Source organism: Rhodococcus sp. IEGM 1370 (genome assembly GCF_033142325.1).
In the GTDB taxonomy this organism is placed as follows: domain Bacteria; phylum Actinomycetota; class Actinomycetes; order Mycobacteriales; family Mycobacteriaceae; genus Rhodococcoides.
Window position 1 is genome coordinate 78,210 of record NZ_JAWLRY010000017.1, and the last position, 14,094, is coordinate 92,303.

At 66.1% G+C, this 14,094-nt stretch carries 12 protein-coding genes and 1 riboswitch; of the genes, 8 read left to right on the top strand and 4 right to left on the bottom strand.

Features of this window, described 5'->3' with window-relative positions; all coding sequences use genetic code 11:
- The first annotated feature begins 65 nt into the window (after positions 1-65).
- Both pta and R4P47_RS19190 read left to right on the top strand, forming a co-directional pair.
- Entirely contained in the window at positions 66-2,189 is a 2,124-nt protein-coding gene (pta, locus tag R4P47_RS19185; protein WP_188078694.1) for a phosphate acetyltransferase, read from the top strand.
- A complete protein-coding gene (locus tag R4P47_RS19190) occupies positions 2,186-3,367 on the top strand; it encodes an acetate kinase (protein ID WP_317785477.1) in 1,182 nt (393 codons plus the stop codon). The genes pta and R4P47_RS19190 overlap by 4 nt, the downstream gene beginning before the upstream one ends.
- Here the strand turns inward: R4P47_RS19190 and R4P47_RS19195 are convergent.
- From R4P47_RS19195 to R4P47_RS19205, 3 genes are read right to left on the bottom strand one after another with little or no spacing between them, the layout of a single operon-like run.
- On the bottom strand, positions 3,364-5,772 hold the full coding sequence (locus R4P47_RS19195) for a serine/threonine-protein kinase (RefSeq protein WP_317533945.1): 2,409 nt from the start codon (positions 5,770-5,772) through the stop codon (positions 3,364-3,366). The two genes, R4P47_RS19190 and R4P47_RS19195, sit on opposite strands and share 4 nt — an antisense overlap.
- Before the next feature lie 12 nt (positions 5,773-5,784).
- Positions 5,785-6,756, bottom strand: coding sequence for a glutamate ABC transporter substrate-binding protein (locus R4P47_RS19200; RefSeq protein ID WP_149406555.1), 972 nt, complete (start codon positions 6,754-6,756; stop codon positions 5,785-5,787).
- Positions 6,753-8,057, bottom strand: a complete 1,305-nt coding sequence (locus R4P47_RS19205; protein ID WP_231893724.1) for a hypothetical protein — start codon at positions 8,055-8,057, stop codon at positions 6,753-6,755. Before R4P47_RS19205 ends, R4P47_RS19200 begins: the two co-directional genes overlap by 4 nt.
- An 86-nt stretch (positions 8,058-8,143) precedes the next feature.
- Between R4P47_RS19205 and R4P47_RS19210 the strand changes: the two genes are divergently transcribed.
- Entirely contained in the window at positions 8,144-8,992 is an 849-nt protein-coding gene (locus tag R4P47_RS19210; protein ID WP_149406557.1) for an NUDIX hydrolase, read from the top strand.
- A 2-nt stretch (positions 8,993-8,994) separates the two neighbouring features.
- On the opposite strand, the gene thiE is transcribed toward R4P47_RS19210, so the two are convergent.
- Complete coding sequence (thiE, locus tag R4P47_RS19215) at positions 8,995-9,687, bottom strand: thiamine phosphate synthase (protein WP_068048054.1); 693 nt, start codon at positions 9,685-9,687, stop codon at positions 8,995-8,997.
- 46 nt (positions 9,688-9,733) lie between these two features.
- Positions 9,734-9,848: riboswitch (TPP riboswitch) on the top strand.
- On the opposite strand from thiE, the gene thiO reads away from it, so the two are divergent.
- The 5 genes from thiO to R4P47_RS19240 all read left to right on the top strand — a co-directional run bounded on the left by thiO (position 9,847) and on the right by R4P47_RS19240 (position 14,079).
- Positions 9,847-10,899, top strand: a complete 1,053-nt coding sequence (gene thiO / locus R4P47_RS19220; protein ID WP_317785492.1) for a glycine oxidase ThiO — start codon at positions 9,847-9,849, stop codon at positions 10,897-10,899. (Overlaps the previous riboswitch by 2 nt.)
- Positions 10,896-11,111, top strand: coding sequence for a sulfur carrier protein ThiS (gene thiS / locus R4P47_RS19225; protein WP_037186702.1), 216 nt, complete (start codon positions 10,896-10,898; stop codon positions 11,109-11,111). The genes thiO and thiS overlap by 4 nt, the downstream gene beginning before the upstream one ends.
- 4 nt (positions 11,112-11,115) lie before the next feature.
- Complete coding sequence (locus tag R4P47_RS19230) at positions 11,116-11,865, top strand: thiazole synthase (protein ID WP_317785478.1); 750 nt, start codon at positions 11,116-11,118, stop codon at positions 11,863-11,865.
- A 481-nt stretch (positions 11,866-12,346) separates the two neighbouring features.
- Positions 12,347-13,309, top strand: a complete 963-nt coding sequence (locus R4P47_RS19235) for an ABC transporter ATP-binding protein (RefSeq protein WP_094640986.1) — start codon at positions 12,347-12,349, stop codon at positions 13,307-13,309.
- Positions 13,309-14,079: an ABC transporter permease gene (locus R4P47_RS19240; protein ID WP_317785479.1), complete on the top strand. Its 771-nt coding sequence runs from the start codon at positions 13,309-13,311 to the stop codon at positions 14,077-14,079. The genes R4P47_RS19235 and R4P47_RS19240 overlap by 1 nt, the downstream gene beginning before the upstream one ends.
- Positions 14,080-14,094: the final 15 nt, after the last annotated feature.

The window sequence follows — 14,094 nt, forward strand, 5'->3', positions numbered from 1 at the left end:
CTGCGGAACGACCCCTACTAGGCAGGAGTGGAGCCTGCGGAACGACCCCTACTAGGCTGGCTGCCATGGCTGAGCCCAGCGGCACCGACGCGTCGGACATGTATCCCTCGAGCATCTACATCGCGTCACCGGAAGGGGATACCGGGAAATCGACCATCGCGCTCGGTGTGCTGCAGATGCTCGCCGCTTCCGCGGCCCGGGTGGGGGTGTTCCGTCCCATTGCTCGGTCGACCGACGAGCCCGATTACATCCTCGAGTTGCTCGTCGAGCACACCACCGCAGATCTGACGTACGAGCAGTCGCTCGGTGTCACGTACGAGCAGGTGCACGCCGATCAGGATGCAGCGCTCAGTGAGATCGTCAATCGGTATCACGAGGTGGCGTCCCAGTGCGACGCCGTGGTGATCGTGGGCAGTGATTACACCGACGTCGGCAGCCCCAGTGAACTCGGCTTCAATGCGCGCATCGCGGTCAATCTCGGTGCCCCCGTGTTGCTTGCGCTGCGCGGGTCCGGTCGCACGCCCGACGAGATCGCGCAGTTGGCCACTCTGTGCCAGGGCGAACTGCGTCAGCATCATGCCCACCTGGCTGCGATCGTGGCGAACCGTTGCGCCCCCGAGGATCTCGATGCTGTCACCGACGCGTTGGCGTCGGTCGGCGTGCCCGCGTGGTCTCTGCCGGAGATTCCGCTCCTCGTCGCGCCGACGATGGCGGAACTGCTCGAGGCGGTGGACGGCACGCTGTACAGCGGTGATTCGTCGCTGCTGCAACGAGAAGCATTGCGGGTCATGGTCGGTGGCATGACGGCCGAGCACATTCTCGAACGCCTCACCGAGGGCGTCGTCGTCATTGCGCCGGCAGACCGATCCGACGTATTGCTCGCCCTCGTCAATGCGCATGAGGCGGAGGGCTTTCCGTCTCTCGCCGGCATCATCATGAACGGCGGCATCGAACCCCATCCGGCGATCGCTCGTCTGGTGGCGGGCCTCGGCCCCCGATTGCCGATCCTGACCACCGAGCTCGGCACCTTCGATACCGCTTCTGCTGCAGCGCAGACGCGCGGCCGCGTGGCGGTGGGTTCGCAGCGCAAGGTGGACACCGCGCTAGGTCTGATGGAACAGCGGGTCGACGCGAAAACTCTTCTGGAGCGGCTCGACATCGCCATTCCCACCATCACGACCCCGCAAATGTTCGAGTACCAGCTGATTCACCGGGCGCGCGCCGACCGCAAGCACATCGTGCTCCCCGAGGGCGGCGACGATCGCATCCTCCGGGCTGCCGGACGTCTGCTGCAGCGTCAGGTCGCGGACCTGACGATCCTCGGCGAGGAAGGTCCCATTCGACGACGCGCATCGGAACTGGGCGTCGATCTCGACAGTGCGACGGTTCTCGACCCCAAGAACTGCGACTACGCCGAGGACTTCGCGGCCGAGTACACCGAGCTGCGCAAGCACAAGGGTATGACGATCGACCGTGCCCGCGAGATCATGGCCGACATCTCGTACTTCGGAACGATGATGGTGCACAAGGGAATTGCCGACGGCATGGTCTCCGGTGCCGCGCACACCACCGCGCACACCATCAAGCCGTCGTTCGAGATCATCAAGACGACCGAGGGCGTGTCGACGGTGTCGTCGATCTTCCTGATGTGCCTGTCCGATCGTGTTCTCGCCTACGGTGACTGCGCAGTCGTACCCGACCCGACGGCCGAGCAGCTCGCCGACATCGCCGTGTCCTCGGCGCAGACCTCGGCCCAGTTCGGGATCGAACCACGGGTGGCCATGCTGTCGTACTCCACCGGCGAATCCGGTTCAGGAGCCGACGTCGACAAGGTGCGGCAAGCTACAGCGCTTGTGCGCGAACGCAATCCGGAACTGCTCGTGGAGGGTCCGATCCAGTACGACGCGGCGATCGAACCGTCCGTCGCCGCGTCGAAGTTGCCCGATTCCGACGTGGCAGGCCGAGCGACGGTGTTCATCTTTCCGGACCTCAACACCGGCAACAACACCTACAAGGCCGTCCAGCGCAGCGCCGGTGCGGTTGCCGTCGGCCCCGTTCTGCAGGGACTGCGCAAGCCTGTCAACGACCTCTCGCGCGGTGCGCTGGTCGAGGACATCGTCAACACCGTGGCCATCACAGCGATTCAGGCGCAGGGGATTGCCGCCGCAGCCGATCAGGAGGGCAAGTGAGCATCCTCGTCGTCAACTCCGGCTCGTCCTCGGTCAAGTTCCAACTCGTCGAACCAGGCTCCGGAGAGTCCGTGGCCACTGGGCTCGTCGAGCGCATCGGTGAATCCGACGGCCGAGTCGAACTCGACTATCGGGGCGAGAGTGTCGAGCGAATCGAGCACATCGACGACCACGGTGCCGGTCTGGCGCTGGCGTTCGAGATGCTCGCCGACGCAGGCGTCGAACTGGAATCGGTCACCGCGGTCGGGCATCGTGTCGTCCACGGCGGGACCGTGTTCTACCGGCCGACGATCATCGACGACGCCGTCGTGCAGCAGATCTCGGACCTCAGTAGTCTTGCACCACTGCACAATCCGCCGAACGTGCTGGGCATCGAGGTCGCCAGGAAGCAGCTGCCGAACGTGCCGCACGTGGCAGTGTTCGACACCGCCTTCTTTCATTCCCTGCCCGACGCGGCCGCGACCTACGCCATCGACGCGACCGTTGCCGCCGAGCACGACATCAGGCGCTACGGCTTCCACGGCACCTCGCACCACTACGTCTCGGACCAGGTGGCGCAGTTCCTGGAACGCGATCTCGCGGAGCTGAATCAGATCGTGCTGCACCTGGGCAACGGGGCCTCGGCCTCGGCGGTCGCCGGCGGCAAGGCGGTCGACACCTCGATGGGACTGACTCCCCTCGAAGGTCTGGTGATGGGTACCCGCAGTGGGGATATCGACCCCGGGGTGATTCTGCATCTGCGTCGCAGCGCAGGCATGAGCGTCGACGACATCGATGCCCTGCTCAACCGTCGCTCCGGGTTGATCGGACTGTCCGGGGTGAACGACTTCAGGCAACTGCAACAGCGGATCGACGACGGCGACGCCTCCGCGCGTTTGGCGTACGACGTCTACATCCACCGTCTGCGCAAGTACATCGGTGCGTACATGATCGGGCTGGGCCGGCTCGACGCCATCACGTTCACCGCCGGTGTCGGCGAGAACGCCGCAGCAGTGCGCGCCGATGCCCTGGCAAATCTCGAGGGCTTCGGCATCGAGATCGACCCAGAGCGTAATGCGTTGCGCAGCAAGCAGGCTCGGGTGATTTCCACAGACTCGTCGACCGTCACGGTGCTGGTGGTGCCCACCAACGAGGAGCTGGCGATCGCTCGGGCAGCGGACAGCCTGGTACGCAGTTAGAACAGCGAACGCGGCCGAATGGCGTTCGCCAGGTCCACCAACGAGAAACGGTGGGCGCGATCGGTGGCGTTGCGGGCCAGTGCCCTCAGGCCCTTCTCGGTGCCGCGCCGCAAGCCGTCCTCGGTGAACGGGACGCTGAGAATGGGTTCTCGCTCGGCGGTGGCGGCGTGGCCGGAGACGATCCAGTCCAGCGCCATCGCCAGTACCAGTGTCCGCATCTGCAGCGCCCGGCTCTCGGCTTTGGGCAGCAACGCCACTCGCCGTGCAGCAGAACGGAAATCGGCCTCGGACAGCTCCGCTCGCGAGCGGTCCATCAGCAGTGTCAGCACGCTTGTCATGCGCGCCATCGAGTAGTGCCGAGAACTGATCGGCACCTGATCCAACGCTGCGATTGCCCCGGTCTGATCGCCGCGCCGCTGCAACTGCCGGGCCAAGCCGAACGCCGAGCTCACGATGCCGCGATTGGTCCGCCACACCGCTCGATACAGTCCCTCGGCGCGGGCCCGCCACTTCTCGGCTTCCTCGCCGTTGCCCGCAGCCACATGACCGAGCAGCTCCGAGGTGGCTCCGAGAGCGAGCTTGGGTGCGAGTTCGCCGGGCATCGCCCCGAGTACGTTGTCGAAACTCGTGAACGCAGAATCGTATTCGTGATGCAGCAGCGCGATCAGGCCTGCGTACCACTGCACTCGCCACGGATCCGCGGTGTGGTCGGGCGACTGCACCTTGGCCAGAATGTCGGTTGCTTCGACGACGTTCCCCAGATCCAGATGGGCCTTGACCTCGGCGAGGGTGATTTCGAGGCTCAGTTCCACGGGACTGGAGGACCCTGCGGAACGGCTCGATTCGGCTCCGGCGGTGACGCGTTCGATACCGTTGCGTTTGGCGTGCTGTAGCGAGTCCAGGGTCTGTCGAGGTTCGACGTGCACGGCTGCCGCCAACAGCGGCGCGCTCGGGTCGTTGGGGTCCACCAGCGGAACCGGAAGCGCAGCAACCACTTCCGAGGCGGTCATTCGTTCGTGCCGTACCGTACCGTCCACATAGGTGTCGGTTCGCCCCACCGACTGCTCGGTGCCGAAGGTCGTACGCGGCGGGCTGAACACCGTCGACAGCCCCGGCCGCTCGACACCCGTCCTGATGGCCAGAATCTCACGCAGCACACCGGTGGCCTGCCCGGCGAACTCGTCCGCGGATCGGAACCGTCGAGTGGGATCCTCGTGTGTCGCGCGCAGCAACAGTCGATGCAGGGACGGAAACTGCTGTAGCACTTCGGATTCCTCGACCGAGGGGAGGCCGTCGAGGTACTTGCCGTTCTTCGACGGCATGTCCAGGGTCAACACCGCCAGCGTGCGGCCGACCGTGAAGATGTCCGACGCCACCGTCGGTCCCGTCTTGACGATCTCCGGTGCTTGGTAGCCCACCGTGCCGTACAGGTAGCCGTAGTCCTCGATACCCGCGACCGCTCCGAGGTCGATGAGTTTGATCTGGTCGTCGGAGACCATGATGTTCTCGGGCTTGAGGTCGTTGTAGACCAGTCCGATCGAATGCAGATAGCCCAGGGCCGGAAGCACTTCGAGAACATAGGCCAGTGCTTGCTCGACGGGTAGGCGTGCGCCGTCGCCGCACGAGGTGAGGATGTCGCGCAGTGACCGGCCGCCGACGTACTCCATGACGATGAAGCCGACGGTCGACCCGTCGCTGCGGGGCTGCTCGACGAAGTTGTAGATCTTCACCACGCCGGGATGGGCGACCTCGGCGAGGAACTGCCGCTCGGCGACCGCGACGGCGTGGGCCTCTTCGTCACCGAAATGCAGCAGTCCCTTGAGCACCACCCAGCGGTCGCTGACGTTGCGGTCGATGGCGAGGTAGATCCAGCCGAGTCCGCCGTGCGCGATGCAGCCCTGCACGTCGTACTGGCCGACCACGCGATCGCCGGGTTCCAGCAAGGGAGTGAAGTCGAACGTTGCGCCGCAGTGCGGGCAGATGCCCATCGCCACGTCGGGCTCGTCCGGTTCACTGCGGCCCACCTTGGCGTTGCACTTCCAACAGAACCGCTTGTGCTGCGGCACCGTCGGATCCGACATCACGGCCGTGGCAGGATCGATCGGTTCGACGCGAGGCACTTCCACCAGACCGCCGCCGAGTCGCCGCCGAATCCCAGTGCTGCGCGATCGACCGGACCTCGACCGACCCGTCTTGGAGCGGGTGGAAGCGGAGTACGACGCATTCGATGGCGGGGTTCGATCGTCGACCGGTGACCGCGAGACGGCCTGAGTGCGCTCGACGCCGTCCGTTTCCGAGACTGCTTGCGTTCTCGACACTGCCCGGGTGCGCTCGCTGTCGTCGGTGCGCGAGACCGCCTGAGTTCGCTCCGCCGGGGCGGTTGCCTGCTGTTCGTCGTCGTCCATATTCCGAGGCCCCTAATCGCTGTACGACGCGTTGGGCGGACCGGGGGAGGGGCCGAGGACGGTCAGCCACCGGTTGTAGATGCGATTCCACGTGCCGTCGGAGCGGATGCGTGCCAACGTTCCGTTGACGAAGCGCACCAGATCCTCGTTGTTCTTGTTGATTCCCACCCCGTACGGCTCCGGGCTCAGGCTGTCGCCGACGATCTCGAGGTACGGATCCTGTGCTGCCAGACCGGCGAGGATCGCGTCGTCGGTGCTGATGGCGTCGACCTGCCGTTGCTGCAGTACCACAAGGCAATCCGACCACATCGGTACCGTCACCACGGTCGCGGCGGGCTGGACGCGCTGGAGGCGTCGCAGCGACGTGGTGCCCTCCACGGCGCACACTCGCTTGTTCGCCAGGTCCTCGACTCCGCGGATGCCCGACCCCTGCACCACCAGAACACGGTGCTGCGCTTGGAAATACACGGTGGAGAACTGGACGTCCTTGCGGCGTGCGCACGTGATGGTCATGGTCTTGACCACCATGTCCACCGAAGAATTCTGCAGAGCTTCGAGCCGCTCCGCGGAGGTGAGGATACGGAAGTCCAACCGGTTGGGATCGCCGAACAGGTCTCGTGAGACCTCCCGAGCGATGTCGACATCGAAGCCGACCAGTTGCCCGGTCATCGGGTCGCGGAAGCTGAAAAGGTTGCTGCCCGTGTCCAGTCCGACGACCAAGCGGCCCTTGGCGCGCAGTGCGTCGACGGTCGGTTGCGGCGGCGGCGGAACATCGGTGCCGGTAGCCAGTGGTCGCAGGCTGGCGGTGGGGCGGGCGCACTCGTCGTCGGCTGGGCTCTCGGTGGGCCGAGCGGCGACGGAAGCGCCCTCCGGCAGCGGCGGTTCGGTGAACGTCGTGTCGACCTGCGGCGCAGAGTTCTCGGGCGGTGCACAGCCGACCAACAGGGCGGTGACCAGGATGCCGACGGCGAGTAGACGTTTCACAGGTACTCCCGCAGTCTCGGGAACAGGCCGACGCCGAAGGCAACCGACGCGACGACGGTGAGCACGTACGCGCCGTTCGACAGCCCGGACAGCACCCATACCGATCGGTCGATGTTGGACCGCAGTTCGCTTCGCGCATTCTCGATTCCGTCGACCAGAACGCTGTCCAGTGCGGTGAACGCGGCCGCCGAATCGGACTCGCCGGTGCCGGTGGCAATGGAGACCGCACCGTTGAAATCGCCGACCTCGAGGGCGGAATCGATTCTGGAATGCGAGACCGACCACGTGTTCAGTGCATCGATCACCGCGGTGTCGCCCTGGAACATCTCCGTGAGCCGAGAGACGTTCGCGTCGAACGACTGTCCGTAATCCTGGCCGCCGCCGCGACGGGCGAGGTCGAGAGTTTCGTCCGCTCTGGCCTGTTGCGCCAGAATGAAACCCGTCGTATACGACTTCAGCGGAGACACGCCGCGGTCGATCGCGCGATCGGTGGCGATCGAGGAAATCAGTCCCACCACCAGCATCCAGCCGAGCAGGCCGGCGACAGCGACTGTGGCAGCGAGGAATCCGACGTTCAACGTGCGGCGAGTGGTCCGCGACAGGTACCACTGGGCCACGCCGGTCATCAGCAACAGGAACACCAGCGAGCCGATTGCGAACAGTGGCGGACTGGTGAATCTTTCCTGATCGGCCGACACCCGAGACGCCTGCTCGGTGTACAACTTCTCGGCCAGCGGCAGCAAAGTCGTCTGCATCATCGTCGACGCCTCGCCGAGATACGCCGCGCCCACCGGATTTCCGCTGCGGTTGTTGGCTCGCGCCGTTTCGACCAGACCGCTGTATACCGGTAACCCGGCGGCGATCTGCGTGAGCACCGCGCTGGTGGCCGCGTCGTTCTCGGCGACCCCGGCCGAGGCCGCGATCAGCTCGGACGACGCCTCGCCGAGCGCCTGTGAGTAGCGCTCGCGCACCTCGGGCGGCTCGAGACCGCCGGCGATGAAGGCGGTGGCCGCAGCCGCATCCGCCACCGACAGTGCCCCGTACAGATTCTGTGCCGAGTTCGCGAAGGGCTCGGTCCGCACCAACAGGGTGCCCAGGGTGTCGACCCGATCGGTCACGGCCGTGGACGCAAGATTTCCGACCGTCAAGGCCAAGAACACCAGCGCGGTTCCCATCGCGACCAACCGCGCAGGCGTCGAACGCATCGTGTATCGAACCGGCGGCTTGCCTGCAGCGGCACCGACGTGTGTAGCCGTTGTCGGGGGGACGGCAGCGGAGGGGGTAATGCCGGCCGCGATCACGCACCCGAGCATATAAGCAGGCGGACCGTACTGCAGCCACTACAGCGCAGTCACTACAGAAGGATGATTCCCCTACGCTGGAGAGCATGCGTGGTGACGGGGACGGTTGGGTGATCGGTACGGACGGTTCTCGGCACTGGGGAAAGCACGGTGCCGCCGGACTGTTGCTGCGTGCACCGTCGAACGAACCGTCGAACACCGGTGAGCCGATGGTGCTGCTGCAGCACCGAGCGTTGTGGAGCCACCAGGGCGGAACCTGGGCACTACCCGGCGGAGCTCGCGATTCCCACGAGAGCACCGCGCACGCGGCGGTACGCGAGGCCCACGAAGAAGCCGGTATCTCCGACGAACAGGTCAGGGTGCGCAGCGAGCGCGTCACTGCCAGTGTCGAGAGCGGCTGGTCGTACACCACCGTCGTCGCCGATACCGACCACCCTCTGACCACCGTGCCCAACGGCGAGAGCACCGAACTGCGCTGGGTGCCGGAGTCGATCGTCGACGAACTCCCGTTGCACCCGGGTTTCGCGTCCAGTTGGCCGTCGCTGCGCACCGTGCCGCTGCGGGTGCTGCTCGACACCGCCAACGTGCTCGGCTCGCGACCGAACGGGTGGTGGAAGGACCGCGCCGGATCGACCGGTGCACTGCTGACCTCGCTCGCCGAGACGCTGCCGCGCACCGTCGAACTGCCGAGCGGTCAGTACGGCTGGCTCACCCGCATCGAGGCCGTGCTCGAAGGCCAGGCCAGGGACGCGGTCGTCGACCACCCCCGCACCCGGACGATTCTCGCCGACGGCAGCGGCGACGACACGCTCGCCGACCAAGCCCACCGGGGCGGAGACCTGACGGCGATGGTCACCGCCGACCGCGGACTACGCGATCGGCTGCCGGAATCGGTGCAGGTCCTGACGCCGTCTTCGGTTCTCGCGTGGCTGTAGCTCTAAGCCTGTAGCGCCTGAACCAACGAACGAGCGGCCGCCTGGGGGTCCCTGGCCTCGGTGATGGCGCGAACCACCACGATTCGGTCGGCACCGGCTGCCTTGACCTGATCCACGTTGGTCGCGTCGACGCCGCCGATGGCGAACCACGGCCGCTCCGGTAGCGCGTCCGCAGTCGCCCTCAGAGCCTCGAGCCCCGCGGCCGAGCGGTTGGGCTTGGTGGGCGTCGGCCACACCGGACCGACGGCGAAGTAGTCGACGCCGTCCTCGATCGCGGCGAGCGAGGACTGGGCGCGGTTCTGCGTCGAGCGCCCGATCACCACGTCAGGGCCGAGGATCTGCCGCGCGTAGTGCACCGGTAGATCGCCCTGACCGAGATGCAGTACATCCGCACCCGAGGCCAACGCCAGATCCGCGCGATCGTTGACCGCCAACAGCGCCCCGTGCCGTTTGGTCGCGGCGAGCAGAATCGCCAGCGCAGCGAGCTCGTCCTTGGCCTCGAGGGGGCCGAACTCGCGCTCGCCTGCGGAGTTCTTGTCGCGCAGCTGGATGATGTCGACGCCACCGGACAACGCGGCCTCGGCGAACTGCGCGAGATCGCCCTTGTCGCGCCTGGCATCGGTACACAGGTACAGGCGAGCGGACGCAAGACGCTCACGGGGAGTCTGATTGCGGGCGGTCTGAGATGGATGCACAAAGCGAACTGTATTCTCATGGTGGCCGCCACCGACGACGGAGTGGCCGAGAAATCGCGGGAGTCCTTCAGGATCGTGGGGCTGAGAGTGGGTTCGCCGCCCTTACCGTCAATACCTGAACCCGATCATGCGGGCGCAGGGAGTGAGGACGTGAATCGCGTGTACATCGTCGTTATCGGCGGAGGCGTCATCGGGTTGTCGACGGCGCTGCGGCTGGCCGAGGACGGTCATCGGGTAGTCGTGCACGATCCCGCGCTGGGAAAAGGCGCGTCGTGGGTCGCGGGCGGAATGCTGGCACCGTTGTCCGAGGGTTGGCCCGGCGAACACGAACTGCTGCATCTCGGTGCCGCGTCGTTGGCGCGCTGGCCGGAATTCGCCCGACGCCTTCCCGGCCCCTCGGTGTTCTCCGCAGCAGGATCGGTGACGGTTGCCCTCGACTCCGCCGATGCAGCCGATCTACGAACCATCGCCGAATGGGTGGGCGAGCAGGGACACGAACTCGAGATTCTGGGACGGGCGCAGCTGCGTGAGCTCGAACCTGCTCTGGCGCAGAACATTCGACTGGGCCTGCTGGCTCCGACCGAACTGTCGGTGGACAACCGGGCGCTGATCGCCGCGCTCGAGCAGGGGTGTCTGGACGCGGGCGTGGAGTTCGTGGCACGCTCGGTCGACGCACTTCCCGACGCCGATCAGGTGGTCCTGGCCGCCGGTTCTCGCTGTTCCGCACTGTGGCCGACACTGCCGGTCCGGCCGGTGAAAGGCGAGATCCTGCGGCTGCGTCGTAGGCCCAGCGCCGCACCGCCGCCGCACCGCACCGTCCGCGGAACCGTGCACGGCCGCCCGATCTACCTGGTGCCACGCGGTGACGGATTGGTCGTCGGCGCAACACAATACGAATCCGGTGAGGACACCCAGGTCACCGTCGCCGGGGTACGAGACCTCATCGCCGACGCCGAACGACTCATGCCGAGCATCGGCGAATACGAACTGTACGAAACCGCTGCCGGCCTACGGCCGATGAGCCCGGACGGACTCCCGATCATCGGCAGGCTCGACGAGAACGTCGTCGTCGCCACCGGACACGGCCGCAACGGCATCCTGCTCGCGCCCATCACCGCCGACGCCGTCGCCGCGCTGATCTCCGGTGACACCCTGCCCGAGGCGAAAGCAGCCACACCCGAACGCTTTGCACACATCGAGAGGACACCATGACACAGGTCGCGATCGGCATCACCGTCAACGGCGAGGATCACCTGCTCACCGAGGACATGACCATGCGTCGGCTGCTCGAATTCCTGGGCCTGCCCGAGAAGGGTATCGCCGTCGCCGTCGACGGAGCGGTGCTGCCCAAGAGTCGCTGGGACACCACCAGCGTCGAAAAGGGTTGGACCATCGACGTTCTCACGGCGGTGCAGGGTGGTTGAGGGCATGGCGGGTTTGACGATCGCGGGCCGCACCTTCACCTCTCGGCTCATCACCGGCACCGGGGGAGCGGCGAATCTCGCGGTACTCGAGGAAGCCCTCGTCGCGTCGGGAACCGAACTGACCACCGTCGCGATGCGGCGCGTCGACGCTGCGGGTGGAACGGGAGTGCTGGATCTGCTGCGCCGGTTAGACATCGCGCCGCTACCGAACACGGCTGGCTGCCGCGGCGCGGCCGAAGCGGTGCTCACCGCGCAACTCGGGCGTGAGGCGCTCGAAACCGACTGGGTGAAGCTCGAAGTGATCGCCGACGAGCGAACCCTGCTGCCCGACGCCATCGAATTGGTCAAGGCCGCAGAACAACTCGTGGACGACGGCTTCCAGGTGCTGCCGTACACCACCGACGACCCGGTCCTGGCGAAGCGACTGGAGGACATCGGCTGCGTCGCCGTCATGCCGCTCGGCTCACCCATCGGCACCGGCCTCGGTATCGCCAACCCGCACAACATCGAGATGATCGTCGACGCTGCAACTGTGCCGGTGATCCTCGACGCGGGCATCGGCACCGCCAGCGACGCCACCCTCGCGATGGAACTCGGCTGCGACGCGGTGCTGCTCGCGACCGCGGTGACCAGGGCGAAGGATCCGGCGCTGATGGCATCGGCGATGCGGAACGCGGTGGCCGCGGGCTACCAGGCCAGGCATGCGGGTCGAATTCCGAAACGATTCTGGGCTCAGGCCAGCTCGCCCATGTGATCACCTGCGTTGCCTGGGGTGCTGCGTTGCCTGGGGTACTGCGAATTCCAGCAAACGCGCGCGCGTTCGTGAAACGCGTGCGGAATAGTGGCGGGTACGGGGGCGATTCCGCGCGCGTCTGGCAAACGCGCGCGCTTTTGCGGACGCGTGCCGCCGCCGACGCCGCCGATGTGACCGCTGCTGCCGACGCTCAATATGGCCGCGTCCCGCCGACGCCGCCGATGTGGCCGCTGCCTCCTCACATCCGGCAAACGCGCGCGCGTTCGTGAAACGCGTGCGGAATAGTGGCGGGTACGGGGACGATTCCGCGCGCGTCTGGCAAACGCGCGCGCTTTTGCGGCCGCGCCCATGTGACCGCGTGCCCAGCAGCCGCGTGCCGCCGAAGTGACCGACTGTCTCAGGGTTGGGTCATCCGAAAGGATGATGCAACTGACGACTGTGGGTCGATGTGCGGACGCTGTCGATGGGGGAAGGTTGACCCATGATCGAAGTGACAGGACTGACCAAGCAGTACGGCGCGGTGACGGCGGTCGACAACCTCACCTTCACCATCAAGCCCGGCATAGTGACCGGATTCCTCGGCCCCAACGGCGCAGGCAAATCGACCACGATGCGGATGATTCTCGGTCTCGACCGCCCCACCTCGGGAACGGCGACCATCGAGGGCAAGAGCTACAGCCACCTGAAGCAGCCACTGCGTACCGTCGGCGCTCTGCTCGACGCCAAGTGGGTGCACCCCAATCGCTCGGCGCGTGCGCACCTCGAGTGGATGGCGGCCTCCAACGGCATTCCGAAGTCGCGCGTCGACGAGGTACTGCGGCTGGTGGGCCTGTCCGAGGTCGCGAAGAAGAACGCGGGCGGGTTCTCGCTCGGTATGTCGCAGCGGCTCGGACTCGCGGGCGCATTGCTCGGTGACCCCAAGGTGCTGCTGTTCGACGAGCCGGTGAACGGACTCGATCCAGAGGGCATCGTCTGGATCCGAAAGTTCATGCAGCGCTTGGCAGCCGAGGGCCGCACCGTGCTGGTCTCGAGCCACCTGCTCTCGGAGATGGCGCAGACCGCAGAGCACCTCATCGTCATCGGACGCGGCAAGTTGATATCCGATTCCACGGTGCAGGAATTCATCGACCATGCTTCCGAAGCATCGGTACGCGTGCGCAGCCCGCAGCTCGACGGACTTCGCCAGGCCCTGACCACCGCCGGTCTCACCGTGCGTGAGCCGGACAAGACAGACGAACTTCAGCCCTCGTTGGTGGTGCTGAACTCCACGACCGACGCGATCGGCGACATTGCCGGTCGAGCTGGAATCACATTGCACGAGTTGGCCTCTCAGCGAGGCTCGCTCGAGGAAGCATTCATGAAACTCACCGGAGACACAGTGCAATATCACGGCGCGGGAGCCGAAAACCCCAACAATCAGCAAGCAATGGGCGGTGCACTCTGATGGGCGTTTTGGCAGCAGAAAGAATCAAGTTCACCTCGACCAAGTCGCCGTGGTGGTGCAGCGCGATCATCGTGGTGCTCGGTCTCGGGTTCGCGGCAATACTGGGGTGGGCTGCACAGTTGGCCACCGACACCGATGCGCCCGAGGGCATTCCGCCCACGACGGCAGCCGACGTGGTGGGACTCGGAGTCGGAACGTTCGGTTCGATGGTGTTGATGATCTTGGCCGCGTTGACCGTGACCAGCGAGTACCGTTTCGGACTCATCCGCACCACGTTCCAGGCCGTGACCAACCGAGGATCGGTGCTGGCGGCCAAGGCCCTGCTGGTCGGTGTCTACGGTGCGATCCTGTCGTTCGTGCTCGCCGTCATCGGGCTCTACCTCGCCAAGGCGCTCGCCGGTGAGCAGGCAGGTGCGCTGCTGGGCTTCGACGTCGATGGAACCTGGCGCATCCTGTACGGCACCGCCATCCTGGCGTTCGTCCAGGTGGTTCTGGCCATCGGCGTCGGTGCTCTCATGCGGCAGTCCGCCGGAGCAATTGCCATCCTGCTGCTGTGGCCACTGCTCATCGAGAACCTCGTCGGGGTGATTCCGACGGTCGGCGAGAAGATCCAGCCGTTCCTGCCCTTCCTCAACGCCAATCACTTCCTCGGATCCGGCGGCGGCGTCGACTTCCACTGGGGTCCGATCGGCGGCCTGATCTACTTCGTCGCCTTCACCGCGGTGATCTTCGGAGCAGCGGTGTTCGTCGTCAATCGTCGGGACGCCTGACGCCGCTCGCCGGTA